Below are 12,715 nucleotides of genomic sequence, written 5' to 3'. Positions count from 1 at the left end.
TGCGAACTGCGCGCGAGCGTGAAGGAGATCCATGCCTTTCGACCCCTTCCATCTCCCCGACGATCTGCGCGCGAAGTCGACGGCAGAACTCATCGACGCCGACCGCGATCACCTCCGCAGGATCGACGACGCCCTCGAGGCGCACCGTGCCGCCGTGACCTCACGTCTGGCCGAGGTCCGTCAGCGTTCCGCCCGGTTCGGAGACGCGGCCGTGGAACGCGACCTCGAGATACGTCGCCTGAGCGGACGGCTCCGCGTGCTCGAGCGCTACGGCATCGACATCTGCCTCGGTCGGATGACTCCGGAACACGGCGACCCCGTGTACATCGGCCGCACGGGCCTGGCCGCCGCCGACGGCACCCGGCTGCTCATCGATTGGCGCACCCCGGCGGCAGAACCGTACTTCGCGGCGACCATGGAGGATCCGCGCGGGCTCCTGTCCCGACGTCGATATCGGTGGGTCGACGGACGGATCAGAGACTACTGGGATGAGGCATTGACCGACGCCGCATTCAACGGCGCGGCCTCGCTCGACGACCAATCCGCCTTCATCGCCAGTCTCGGCGCCCATCGCACGTCGCGCATGCGAGACGTGCTGGCGACGATCCAGGCCGACCAGGACGCGATCATCCGCGCGTCTTCCCCCGGCGCACTGGTCGTCGATGGTGGACCCGGCACGGGAAAGACCGTCGTGGCGCTGCACCGCGCGGCGCACCTGCTGTATGCCGAGCCGCGACTCACGCAGAGCGCGGGCGGCATGTTGCTGGTGGGACCGCATCCGCAGTACCTCGCGTACGTCGAGGATGTGCTGCCCAGCCTCGGTGAAGACGCCGTCCGATTGTCGACGCTGCGTGACCTGGTGCCGGAGGGAGCAGCGGCCGTGGACGAGCGGGATGCGCGGGTGACGCAGCTGAAGGCCTCGCTCGATCCCGTCGCGATGCTCGAGGCGGCGACGACATGGTTCGAGCGTCCTCCGCAGCACGCCACGCGTGTCGAGTCGCCATGGGCCGACCTCTGGATGAGCCGCGAGGAATGGGCCGAGCTGTTCTCCGGTGCCGACCCGGCCGTCTCGCACAACGAGGCGCGCGACGAGGTGTGGGAGGAGATCCTCGAGCTGCTGAGCGACCAGGTCCATGACGATGACGTGCCTGCCCACATCGTGCGACGGTGGCTGCGTCAAGACGAGGAGCTCACCGGAACGTTCGTGCGCGCCTGGCCGCTGCTGTCACCGACCTCGGTGGTCGCTCGGCTGTGGAGCTCGCCCGAGTTCCTGCAGCACTGCGCCGCGGGCCTCTCGCCCGGAGAGATCGCGATTCTGCAGCGCGAGGACCCCGAGCGCTGGACCGTCGCCGACCTCCCTCTCCTCGACGCCGCACGCCGTCGCATCGGCGATCCCGACGCCGTCCGCGAGGAGCACCGGCGCCAGGCCGTGATCGCTTCGGCACAGGAGCAGATCTCCCACGTCGTCGACCACCTGATCGAAGACGATGACAGCGAGATGAAGGTCATGTCGATCCTGCGCGGACAGGATGCGAGGAACGTTCTGCTCGGCGTCGACGCCCCGCCCCCGCTCACACCGGATGAGCTGGCAGGGCCGTTCGGGCACATCGTCGTCGATGAGGCGCAGGAACTCACGGACGCGGAATGGCAGATGCTCGTGGCCCGCTGCCCCTCCCGCAGCTTCACGATCGTGGGCGACCGCGCACAGGCGCGACACGGCTTCACCGAGAGCTGGGAGACGCGGCTCGCCCGCATCGGTCTCCGCGATGTCCGGATCACCCACCTGGGTGTGAACTATCGGACCCCGGCCGAGGTGATGGAGGCAGCCGCTCCGGAGATCTTCGCCGTGATCCCGGATGCGAATGTGCCGACGTCGGTACGCGAGAGTGGAATGCCGGTGCGGTACGACGTCGCCGCTTCTCTCCCACACCTGCTGAGCACCTGGCTCGATGAGCATCCGGACGGTGTTGCGTGCGTGATCGGCGACCCGGACCTTCCTGTGAGCGCACGCGTGCGATCTCTGACTCCCGAGGGGTCGAAGGGCCTGGAGTTCGACCTGGTGGTCCTGGTGCGCCCCGAGCAGTTCGGTGATGACATCACCGGCGCCGTGGACCGTTACGTGTCGATGACCCGGTCGACGCGGGAGCTCGTCGTGCTCCGGTGAGCACGCCCGGGCTCGCGCCGTCAGTCCACGAGCACCCGACCGGCGCGGGCCTGCCATCGCTCTTCGCGGTGCTCGATCCGAATGGGGTAGTCGAACGCCTCGGTCACGAGGTCGGTCGTGAGGATGTCCTTCGCCAGCCCCCGCGCCACGATCTCGCCCTTCGAGACCAGGGCAGCATGCGTGGTCGACCCGGGCAGCTCCTCGAGGTGGTGCGTCACGAGCACTGTCGCCAGATCGGGCTGCGCGTCGTGCAGCAAGTCGAGGGTCTCGAGGAACTGCTCCCTTGCGGCGACATCGAGGCCGGTGGAGGGCTCGTCGAGCAGCAGCAACGCCGGGTCGGGCAGCAGTGCTCGCGCGATCAGCGCCCGGCCGCGCTCTCCCTGCGACATGGTCGGCCAGGTGGCGTCTTCACGCGCGCCGAGGCCCAGCATCCCGATGAGGTGATCAGCGCGCGCGATGATCGACGGCGAGGGCTCCCAGCGGTTCATCATCTCCGCCGTCCCGGTCGCGCCGGTCAGGACGACCTGTCGCACCGTCAGCGGCGAGCGCAGCGGATGACGCGGATTCACATGTCCGATCGATTCCCGCAGCCGTCGGATCTCGACCCGTCCGAGCTGCTGACCCAGGACGTGCACAGATCCTCTGGTCGGGTGCGCCTCAGCGCCGCACATGCTCAGGATCGTGCTCTTGCCCGCGCCGTTGGGGCCGATGAGGGCCCAGTGCTCCCCCGTCCTGACGGTGAGGTCGACGCCGGTCAGGATCTGGCGCGAGCTGCGGACGACATCGACGCCTCTCAGCACCAGCACTTCGGTCGCATGGTTCTCGCGACGCCCCTCCTCGATCATGCCAACGCATCCCGCAGGGTGAGGAGGTGTGCCCGGCTCCGCTCGGAGGCGGCGCGCTCGTCGCGGTCGGCGATCGCATCCACCTGCGCGACATGGGCGTCATGGTCGACATCGTCGCCGAACTCCCGTCGGATGCGGAGCATCTCGATCATGGCCGCGCGCAGCCGTGGGGTGAAGCTGTCGAACAGGTCGAGGAGGACGGAGTTGTGCGATGCGGCGACGATCGCGCGGTGGAAGGCGGTGTCGGCGTCGACGTGGCTGTCGATGTCCGACCGATGCGCATCGCGATCCGCCAGGGCGCGGCGGATGCCGCGCAGATCAGAGGGCGTGCGCCGTGCCGCGGCGAGCGCGGCGGCCTCGGTCTCGATCGCGATGCGCGCTTCGATCACCGCGACGATGCCGGCTTTTCGCAGCACCGCATCCCAGTCCTCGGGGGCATCGAGCGCGGTGACGAAGACGCCGGCGCCCTGTCGCGAGGCCAGCACCCCCCGCCCGGCGAGCTGACGGATCGCCTCGCGCACGGTGGAACGACCGACTCCGAGCTGCGGCGCCAGCGTCGTCTCACCCGGGAGCTTCTCCCCCAGCGCCCATTCTCCGGCGCGGATCCGCTCCAGTAGGAGTTCGGCAGCCTGGTCTGCCAGCGGTTCTCGCCTCACCTGGGCCATCGCATCTCCGAATCTCTCGTCTACTTGTCTGAGGAGCTGTGTTACAGTCTAGCCATGTTCTCATCAGAGCACCTTCTTCTTCGCCGCCACGGCGGGACGTAGCCGGACCGGCTCCCCGTCGTGGAGTCGAACGTGTGCCGGTCGCAGATTCCCGTAGAAGGACGCCGCACCAGCCATGACCCCGACATCGTTCCCCCACACCTCCGCTCCCGCGTTCCCCCACCCCTCCCCGGCCGCCGGCCTCGATACCGACGCCGGCCCCGACCGGATGCCGACCTGGAACAGTCAGCGACGTTCCCCGATGCCGTCGCACCGCTACCGCGACGTGTACTCCCGCGTCGACGTGCCCCTCACCGAGCGCGACTGGCCGACACAGCGTCTCACCGCGGCCCCGCTCTGGGTGCCCGTCGATCTGCGTGACGGCAACCAGGCGCTCGCCGAGCCGATGGACCCCGCGCGCAAGCGCCGCTTCTTCGAGTTGATGGTGAGGATGGGCTACAAGGAGATCGAGGTCGGATACCCCTCAGCGTCGCAGACCGACTACGACTTCGTGCGGCTGATCGCCGAGAGCGACATCGCCCCCGATGACGTGACGATCGTGGTGTTCACGCCCGCGCGCCGCGACCTCATCGAGCGCACGGTCGCATCCATCCGGGGCATCGCGAATCCGGTCGTTATCCACATGTACACCGCGACCGCCCCCACCTGGCGCAGCCTGGTGCTCGGACAGGAGCCCGAAGAGCTGAAGCAGCTCATCCTCTCCGGTGGCCGTGACGTGTGGGAGTTCGCCGGAGAGCTGCGAAACGTGCGGTTCGAGTTCTCCCCCGAGGTGTTCAACCTGACCGAACCCGACTATGTGATCGACATCTGCGATGCGATGACCGAGCTGTGGCAGGCGACGCCCGAGCGCCCGGTGATCCTCAACCTCCCGGCCACGGTCGAGGTCGCCACCCCGAACGTGTACGCCGACCAGATCGAGTACATGCACAAGAACCTCGCTCGTCGCGATGCCGTGATCCTGTCGGTGCACCCCCACAACGACCGCGGCACCGGCATCGCCTGCGCCGAGCTCGCGCTGCTCGCCGGCGCGCAACGGGTGGAGGGCTGCATCTTCGGCAACGGTGAGCGCACAGGCAACGTCGACATCGCGACGCTCGCCCTGAATCTGCATGCGCAGGGGGTGGACCCCATGATCGACTTCTCCGATATCGACGAGATCCGGCGCACGGTCGAGTACTGCAACCGGATCGAGGTTCACGCCCGGCACCCGTACGTCGGCGACCTGGTGCACACCGCCTTCAGCGGGACTCACCAGGACGCGATCAAGAAGGGCTTGGCCGAGCATCGCGCTCGCGCCTCAGCCGAGGGACGCGCAGAACGGGAGATCGAGTGGCGGGTCCCCTACCTGCCGATCGATCCCGCCGACATCGGCCGTGACTACGACGCGGTGATCCGTGTGAACTCGCAGTCCGGGAAAGGCGGCATCGCCTACCTGCTCGAGACGGAGTACGGGATCGAGCTGCCTCGTCGCCTGCAGATCGACTTCGCTCGACACGTGCAGCGGCACACGGACACCACCGGCGCCGAGGTCACGGCAGCCGAGCTGTGGAGGGTCTTCGGGGAGGTGTACCTCCCTTCCGATGCCCGCACCGATATCGCGCTCGTCTCGTACGACACCGCCGAGTCCGACGGCGATTCCCGCACGCGGATCACGCTGCGCATCGGCGGGCGCGAGCACGCGACCACCCATGCCGGAGGCGGTCCGGTCGAGTCCCTCGCTGCGGCTCTCGACGCCCAGGGGATCCACGTGGAGATGGTGGGTCTGCACCAGACCAGCGTCGGGTCCGGCTCCGACAGCGACGCGCTCACGCTTCTCGAACACCGCACTTCAGGGGGGAGCTTCTGGTCGGCCGGCCAGGGTCGGTCCGTTCTCTCGGCGAGCCTGTCCGCCGTGATCGCCGCGGCGAACCGCGTGCGGCCGGCTCCTAGCCGATAGTCGCGCCGCGTGGTGAAGCGTCCTCAGAACTCGCTGACGTCCCAGAACCTGATGTCATCGAGCACGTAGGGATCGAAGAGCCCCTCCGTGACCGTCACCACGCGTCCGACTTCGGGGCCGAAGCGGGGGCCGTCGCACGCGGAGATCCGAAGGACGTAGATCCCGTAGTTGTAGAACCGCAGAACCCGCGTCGCCGACCCGGCGGCGTCGAGGGGGACCACAGCGGATTGGCCGGTGTCGGACTCGATGCAGATCGATCCGTTCGGCGCGCCGCGCATCGTGAACGGGAGGCCGCCACCCACCCCGTCGCGAAGCGTCACCGACGGATAGCTGTCAGGAAACCCGTCGAGCGTGATCTGCTCGATCGTGAAGGTCACCGTGGTCGCTTGCGACGCCACGCCTTCCGTGATCGTCCACACTTCCCCGGGGTGAGTGCCCGTCGGGAGCTGGAGTGCGCGCAGGTCGAAGGTCCACGCACCTTTCGCATCCGGGAGCACCTCGTACGCGAGGCCGGCCACCTGCACCGCGACAGTCGTGCCCGGTTGCACGATGCCCGTGAAGACCGGTGCGAGGAACGCGGAGGAGGGGGCCGTGGATCCGACCGCTGGCGCAGCCGGACTCGACGGGCTCGACCCCGGTGGCACGGTCGTGCCGGCGGCAGCCGGCGCCGCGGGAGCCGGGCGATCGGGGAAGCCGAAGGGCCCATCCGCAGAGAAGCGGATCGGTATCTCCGCAGCGGGGGTCGGCCGTGAAGACGGCCCGACGACGGCCTGTGTCGCGGGGAGCGCATCGAGCGGGACGGCTGTCGACGTGGTCGCGGCGGGCGGGGTCGTCGCCGCACTGCTCGTGAGCGGGGCCAGGTCCGCGGAGATCGCCGCTGCGGGGTCAGCCCCCTGTGGCGGGAACAGCGACAGCGTGGTGGCCCCGAGGCCGAGGGCGAGCACACCGGCCGCGACGGCCGCCGCACCCAGTGGACCGATCCCGGCTGCGATCGTGATCGTGACCGGTGCGACCAACCAGGACGACGCCGCGGGGAGGACCACGCCGAGAGCTGCGAGGCTGCCGATGGAAGCCGCCGTCTTCCGGCCGTCCCGATACGACGCCCGAAGGTCCCTTTCGACGGCGTGACAACGAGAGCACGTGGCGAGGTGGCGTGTCAACCGTGCGCTCAGCGGAAGCGACCCTCGGAGGATCGCTCGCGGGAGGTCGTCGGCGATGTGGGCGGGATCCCCCCGCAGGTCCGTTGGAATGTGCTGCTCCAACCAGCGCAGTCGAAGCCCGTGACGCGCGCGCCGATGCAGCGACGACACCGCATTCGGCGGAATGCCGAGCTCACCGGCGATCATGGGCCGGGCCGCGTTCTCGACATCCGTCAACCAGAGGATCCGCTGCCAACGAGACGGCAACTCCTGGAACGCGTGCAGCAGCATGGCACGGTCGTCGGCACGCTCGAGCTCCTGGAGCGCGTCGTCCTCGACGATGAGGTCGACATCCGGGTCCTGGATGAGACGGGATCCCTCGCGATACCAGCGTGCGGCTATGTTTCGGATCACCGCGAACAGATAGCCGCGGAACGCTTCGGTCGGTCCTGCACCCCGATGCCGGATCTGCTCGTAGACCGTCAAGAACGCTTCGGAGACGAGGTCATCGGCCTGGGTCGGAGCCCACCGACGGGCGACACGAACGGCTGCGCCGACATGGCGCAACCAGAGGTGCTCGTAGGCGGCATCATCACCCGCGCGAAGAGCGTTCACGAGTTCGTCGTCCGGCCACGCCGACATGACGCTCTCGGCACGAGCCGGCTGCGATCCCTGAGGCGTCACACGGAGGATGGTCACAGCGGTGGAGCCTTTCCGAGGCGGCCTCGATGGTTCTATCGCGCCCGCGCACCACGACATCTCAGCGGAGGAATGCGGACGGTCTCACTGTAGCGGTGCGCCGCCGCGTCGTCGTGGCGATCCCGCTCCCCCGCTCGGTTGACCTCCTTTCGGGCGTCACAAGACTCCGTCGAAAGTCAGGAGAACTCGTCGCGACACTTTTCGTGGCTTTCCTGCACTTCCTCGATGACGGCGCATGAACACCGGCTCGACCGGGTATGCCCGAGCGAAACGGGAAGAAGGAGACGCGTGTTCGAGAAGCGAGGAGATGCGAGGCGCGCACGGCGAGCTGCGGTGACGGACGAATCCGTCCTCCAGCGCAATCGGATCCACCAGCTGCTGACTCAGGAGCTACGCCTCGACGTGGTGCAGACGGGGGGCGGCATGCGCCCTCTCCTGGAGTGGTTGCGCCGGGCAGATCAGACGCAGTGGCCGCACCTCTTGGTCTTGGGCGTCCCCTCCGCGGGCGAGGCGGGCCCGCACTCCGAAGCGGTGGCTGCCCTGCGCGGAGCAGGAGTCCGTGTGCTCGCGGTGACGTCACTCCCCGCGCGACGCATCGCCCGTCGACTGCTGGCAGACGGCGTCGAGGGGTTCGTCTCGACAGCCGACAGCGAACAGGACTTCCTGTCGGCAGCAGGCAGCGTGTTGGCAGGTCGTGCGATCACCACATCCCGCGCTCGGACGGATCTGCAACGGCAGGTTCGAGGGCCGCGACTCAGCATCCAGGAGGAGCGGGTGCTCGCCCTCTATGCCTCCGGGCTCACGATCGTCGAAGTCGCCGATCGTATCGGGGTACGACACGACACCGCACGCAAGTACCTGAATCGTGTGCGTACCAAGTTCACGGCTGCCGGGTGGCCGGCCCGTTCCAAACTCCAGCTCGCACGGATCGCCTGGGCCGAAGGCTACGCCGACCCGGATGCAGAGGGGATCCTCGCCGAGATCGGTCCCCTCGTGGCAGCGGACTTCGGCTGAGTCGGCGCCCCCGACTCGTCCCGCATCGACGGCCGCCTTCCGTGGGCGGGGAGATACCGGACCGCGGGATGACCCCCGCCGGGGGTCAAACCCGGCAGGACCGTCTACCGGTCCGCGCTCTCGTGCCGATAATGAGTCGGGGGTCGCGAAGAAGACCTCTCCCCCCGCCGTACCCGGCATCGCCGCGGAGCCGACAGAAGGATGCTGCCCTGATCGTGAAGATGAGAGAATCGGTCCGCTCAGCCGGGATGCGACGGAGAATCGCCGTCGCGCTGCTCGCACTCACCTTGATCGCCCCGGCGTCGTTCGCATCCGCGTCCGCCATGGCGGTCGAATCGGGAGACGCCGTCTGGATCGGTTCACGGACAGGACATGGATACCCGGGCACGGCGATCTTCCCGATCTACTCGCAGACTCCGGCCGACCCGTCCGATCCCGGGGAGCCGGATCTGTGGGCGTACTGCATCGAGCACGACGTCTCCGCGCTCACGAACCGGGAAGGCACCGTCGGCGACCACTCCGGCTACCTCGGCAGCAACAAGTTCACCGACCCGGCGGTGCAGGCACGGGTCCATTGGACGATCACCCACTCCTACCCCGCAGTGAGCCTCGCCGACCTCGAAGCCGCCACCGGCATCGCCGGGCTCACGCGCAACGATGCGATCGAGGCGACACAGTACGCGATCTGGAACTTCACCGACCTCTGGTCCGATCCCACGACGGCATGGAGCTGGGAGACGCCGGACTCAGAGGCCGTGTACCACTACCTCGTCGACGGTGCGCTCGCCGGAGCAGGCGCCACACCACCCGCACCGCAGGCCGTCTCCGTCTCCGTCGCCGCACCGGCGGTCTCGCCCGTCGCCGGCAGCCTCGCCGGACCGTTCGTCGTGACCACCGATCAGCCGAGTGCACGCGTGTCGACCACCCCCGCATACGCGATCACGGATGCGACCGGTTCAGCCGTCGACGCTGACGCCGTCGTCGACGGCCAGGAACTGTACATCGATCTTCGCGGCGTCACCACCGCTGGTTCGGCGCGCCTCACCGCTGCTGTCGACGGCACCGGCGCAACGGGCCTCGTCGTCTCGGTCCCCGTGGTTCCCGGGGACACGCCGACGAGTGCATCTCACGCACAGTCGATCGTCCTCGTCGGCGCGGCCAACGCCGCCACCTCGGCAGCCGCGGACATCACGTGGCGCGCAACCGCATCTCCGACGATCGGCACCACCCTGACCGATGCAGCCGACGGCGATCAGGCGCTTCCCTGGAATGGGGGCTCGCTGGTCGACAGGATCGCGTACACAGGCCTGACGCCCGGCACCGAGTACACCGTCTCAGGCCTGCTGATGCGGAAGTCCGACACGTCGTCCACCGGCATCACCGGATCGACGACCTTCACCCCCACGGCTGCGGACGGTTCGGTGGATGTGACCTTCATCGTGCCGACCGGGTACGCGGGCCAGACTCTGGTGGCATTCGAATACCTCTTCCTCGGCGCGACCGCCGCCGGCACACCGATCGCGACGCATACGGACATCGACGATGCGGCCCAGACCGTTGCGGTCGCTGCCGCCCCGGCCAGCGGAGCGTCAGCGTCGCCGGCAGACACCTCGGTGGGAGCGGCCAGGCTTGCGGCGACAGGTGGAGACGCGCCGATCGGGCTCATCTCTGTCGCTTTCCTCGCAGTGCTCTCCGGTGCTGCCCTGTTGGTGATTCGCCGACGGGTGCACGTCTGAGCCGTCCGGTTCACTGAACAGGCGACGTCGGCGAAAGGCTACTCCGGGTCCCCGACGTGCCCGGGCGCGGTGAGGGAGAGAACCCGCTCGACGAAGGCCGCGTATTCCTCCATGTAGTGTTCCAGGAACTTCCGCGTGCTCTCGTCTTCGACCGCCCCGTCCGTGCCGAACATCTCGGGGCGATAGGTCAGGTACGCCTCGGGGGCGTTGAGCTGCGGCGCGTTGAGAAAGCTCAGCACGCTGCGCATCGACGACTGCATGACAGCGGTGCCGATGGCCCCGGTGGAGGCGCCGATGATGCCGGTGGGCTTTCGCGCGAACGAGTTGTGACCCCACGGGCGCGACCCCCAGTCGATCGCGTTCTTCAGCGCCCCGGGGATCGAGCGGTTGTACTCGGGCGAGATGATCAGCAGGCCCTCCGCGTGCTCCACCGCCGCCTTGAACGCGCTGACGGCGGCAACCGGGTCGAGCTCGTCATCGCGGTTGTACAGCGGCAGATCGCGGATGGGGATCTCGACCATCTCGAGGCTGGGCGGCGCCAGCTTCACGAGCGCGGTCGCGACGACACGGTTGATCGAGTCGTGGGCGAGGCTTCCGATGAGGTAGCCGATCCGGTGAGTCATGCGGGTTCTCCCTTGTTCGTTCCGCCGTGTTCGTTGGCGTTCAGGCTAGCCCCGTGCGCCGGATCCGCAAGCCCGTCCCGGCCCACGGGCCTCAGTGCACCAGAGCCTTGAGCACCACGAAGACGAGACCGAACGACGCGGTTCCGAGGGCCCCGAGAACGCGCGTGAGCAGCGGGCTCCCCCGACGGAGGAAGGCCACATAGCCGAGGAAGGCGAGGATGATGACGCCCGACCAGAGCGCGAGGTCGTTCGCGAGCCCGTCGGGGATCACGCGGGTCGTTCCGGCCAGCAGGAACACCGCCGGCACCGTGGCGGAGCTGAGCATGCCGAGGGAGTGCTTGACCGATGCCGCGAACGCCGCTCGGACGCCGACGACTTCGCCCTGCTCCCGTTCGTCACGGTCGCTGACCCTGGCCACGGTGCCGGCGTAGACATGCGCACCCCAGAACACCAGCACGGTGACGGCGACGGTGACCAGCACCACCAGCGACGTCTCACCGTGTGCCGAAGACACGGCGACCAGGCCGCTGACGAGAATCGTGCCGTAGACCGCGGCCTCCGTGCCGAATCCCGATCGCAGGGCTCTGTGCATACGGAGGATCCCGTCATCCGCCGCCGTTCTCCGCCTGTCCATCCCCGGTGCCGCTCCTGTTCCGTCGTCCCACCGCGACATTCGCGCTTCCATCATGCCTCGGGGCGCAGCGGAACCTTCACGTCGCCGCCGGCCTCCTCGGTGATCCGCTCCCCCATCTGCACGAAGGTCGGTGCCGAGATGAACCCCCCGGCGAACAGCGCTTGCCCCTGCACGAAGTCGGCGGAGCGGCGGATGGCGTCCTCGGAGGCGAAACCGAAGACGTCGGCGAGCTCGGCGAGATCCCGAGGCGCGTTGACCCGCATCAGCGCGAGGTTGTCGCACTGCGAGAGCACGTTGGGATGGATCTTCGTCGGACGCTGTGTGGAGAGCAGCAACCAGAGCCCGAACTTGCGCCCTTCGGCCGCGATCTGCACGAGATGCTCGGTGAGGGCACGTTCGACGGCGGTCTCGGGGTTCGGCGAGCAGAGGTTGTGCGCTTCGTCGATGACGACCAGAACGGGCCGTCGTTCCTCGCGGTGTGCCCAGAGGTGTTCGAGCACGGCGAGGGCCGCGACCTTCGGCTCGGCACGATGCTCGAAGCCGCCCAGGTCGAGGACCGTGGCTCGTGGACGTTCGTCGATAGCGTCGGTCACCGACAGCGCACCGCGCGACCAGAGTTCCCACTCCAGCACCTGCAGGTTCTCCATCCGGTTCGCCAGGCTGACCCGAGCGGGGTCCGCCGACGCCCGCAGCTCCGGGAGCATGTCGCGTGCATCGAAGCTCTCCGCCTCCTGCTCCACGTGGATCAGGGCGTTGTACTCCTCCGCATCAGCGATGGGATCCATCTGCAGCACGGCCGCCTTCGACGACGGAGCGAGGTCGACGAAGCGCACGTGCAGCCGGTCCCCCTCCCCCGCACCCGAGCGGAAGACACGGATGTCGAGCTCGGCCATCCGGTCCGCCTCCGTCGCACCTGCGGAGGCACGAGTCTCCCGCACGCGGGTGAAGTCGCCGTTCGGGTCGAGGATGAGCATCGGAAGTTCGGTGTGCAGGAGCAGCTGTTCGAGCACGACACCGAGCGCGTAGGTCTTCCCGCTGCCACTCTGCCCGACCCAGAAGGTGTGCCTGTTGAAGCGTCGGGCGTCGAGATCGACGGCGGAATCGGGGTCGTCGAGGGCTGTGCCGATCGTGAGGTGCGTCATCGTTGTCGTGCGCCTTTCGCCTCGGGAGTCAGACCGGATCGGCTCACCGATACCGTGA

At 68.5% G+C, this 12,715-nt stretch carries 10 protein-coding genes; 4 read left to right on the top strand and 6 right to left on the bottom strand.

The genetic code is table 11. The annotated features are described in order from the left end of the window. Positions 1-31: 31 nt before the first annotated feature. A complete protein-coding gene (gene helR, locus ACIQLD_RS00200) occupies positions 32-2,164 on the top strand; it encodes an RNA polymerase recycling motor ATPase HelR (protein ID WP_402603687.1) in 2,133 nt (710 codons plus the stop codon). A gap of 20 nt (positions 2,165-2,184) precedes the next feature. Here the strand turns inward: helR and ACIQLD_RS00195 are convergent, their stop codons facing one another. Further along, complete coding sequence (locus ACIQLD_RS00195; RefSeq protein ID WP_402603684.1) at positions 2,185-3,009, bottom strand: ABC transporter ATP-binding protein; 825 nt, start codon at positions 3,007-3,009, stop codon at positions 2,185-2,187. Beyond that, positions 3,006-3,674, bottom strand: a complete 669-nt coding sequence (locus ACIQLD_RS00190) for a FadR/GntR family transcriptional regulator (RefSeq protein WP_402603682.1) — start codon at positions 3,672-3,674, stop codon at positions 3,006-3,008. Before ACIQLD_RS00190 ends, ACIQLD_RS00195 begins: the two co-directional genes overlap by 4 nt. A gap of 268 nt (positions 3,675-3,942) precedes the next feature. On the opposite strand from ACIQLD_RS00190, the gene ACIQLD_RS00185 reads away from it, so the two are divergent. Next, on the top strand, positions 3,943-5,670 hold the full coding sequence (locus ACIQLD_RS00185; RefSeq protein ID WP_402608464.1) for a 2-isopropylmalate synthase: 1,728 nt from the start codon (positions 3,943-3,945) through the stop codon (positions 5,668-5,670). 23 nt (positions 5,671-5,693) lie between these two features. On the opposite strand, the gene ACIQLD_RS00180 is transcribed toward ACIQLD_RS00185, so the two are convergent. Further along, positions 5,694-7,508, bottom strand: coding sequence for a sigma-70 family RNA polymerase sigma factor (locus tag ACIQLD_RS00180; RefSeq protein ID WP_402603680.1), 1,815 nt, complete (start codon positions 7,506-7,508; stop codon positions 5,694-5,696). A 333-nt stretch (positions 7,509-7,841) separates the two neighbouring features. Here ACIQLD_RS00180 and ACIQLD_RS00175 point away from each other — a divergent pair, with 333 nt between their 5' ends. Beyond that, positions 7,842-8,522, top strand: coding sequence for a hypothetical protein (locus ACIQLD_RS00175; protein ID WP_402603677.1), 681 nt, complete (start codon positions 7,842-7,844; stop codon positions 8,520-8,522). 248 nt (positions 8,523-8,770) lie between these two features. Next, positions 8,771-10,258: a VaFE repeat-containing surface-anchored protein gene (locus ACIQLD_RS00170; protein WP_402603675.1), complete on the top strand. Its 1,488-nt coding sequence runs from the start codon at positions 8,771-8,773 to the stop codon at positions 10,256-10,258. Positions 10,259-10,296: 38 nt separating this feature from the next. Here ACIQLD_RS00170 and ACIQLD_RS00165 read toward each other — a convergent pair whose 3' ends face one another. From ACIQLD_RS00165 to ACIQLD_RS00155, 3 genes are all read right to left on the bottom strand, one after another. After that, positions 10,297-10,881, bottom strand: coding sequence for an NADPH-dependent FMN reductase (locus tag ACIQLD_RS00165; RefSeq protein WP_402603672.1), 585 nt, complete (start codon positions 10,879-10,881; stop codon positions 10,297-10,299). 91 nt (positions 10,882-10,972) lie between these two features. Beyond that, positions 10,973-11,473 (bottom strand): hypothetical protein, encoded by a 501-nt coding sequence (locus ACIQLD_RS00160; protein ID WP_402603669.1) that lies wholly within the window; start codon positions 11,471-11,473, stop codon positions 10,973-10,975. Positions 11,474-11,565: 92 nt separating this feature from the next. Continuing rightward, positions 11,566-12,657, bottom strand: a complete 1,092-nt coding sequence (locus ACIQLD_RS00155) for an ATP-binding protein (protein ID WP_402603666.1) — start codon at positions 12,655-12,657, stop codon at positions 11,566-11,568. Positions 12,658-12,715 lie beyond the last annotated feature (58 nt).

It is taken from the genome of Microbacterium sp. NPDC091662 (assembly GCF_044756705.1).
Lineage (GTDB): Bacteria > Actinomycetota > Actinomycetes > Actinomycetales > Microbacteriaceae > Microbacterium.
This window is presented reverse-complemented; position numbering and strand designations above follow the sequence as displayed.

Coding starts and splice junctions, on each gene's coding strand:
- ACIQLD_RS00190 (WP_402603682.1), bottom strand. CDS start 3,674: ATGGCCCAGGTGAGGCGAGAACCGCTGGCAGACCAGGCTGCCGAACTC.
- ACIQLD_RS00160 (WP_402603669.1), bottom strand. CDS start 11,473: ATGCACAGAGCCCTGCGATCGGGATTCGGCACGGAGGCCGCGGTCTAC.
- ACIQLD_RS00170 (WP_402603675.1), top strand. CDS start 8,771: ATGCGACGGAGAATCGCCGTCGCGCTGCTCGCACTCACCTTGATCGCC.
- ACIQLD_RS00195 (WP_402603684.1), bottom strand. CDS start 3,009: ATGATCGAGGAGGGGCGTCGCGAGAACCATGCGACCGAAGTGCTGGTG.
- helR (WP_402603687.1), top strand. CDS start 32: ATGCCTTTCGACCCCTTCCATCTCCCCGACGATCTGCGCGCGAAGTCG.
- ACIQLD_RS00185 (WP_402608464.1), top strand. CDS start 3,943: ATGCCGACCTGGAACAGTCAGCGACGTTCCCCGATGCCGTCGCACCGC.
- ACIQLD_RS00165 (WP_402603672.1), bottom strand. CDS start 10,881: ATGACTCACCGGATCGGCTACCTCATCGGAAGCCTCGCCCACGACTCG.
- ACIQLD_RS00155 (WP_402603666.1), bottom strand. CDS start 12,657: ATGACGCACCTCACGATCGGCACAGCCCTCGACGACCCCGATTCCGCC.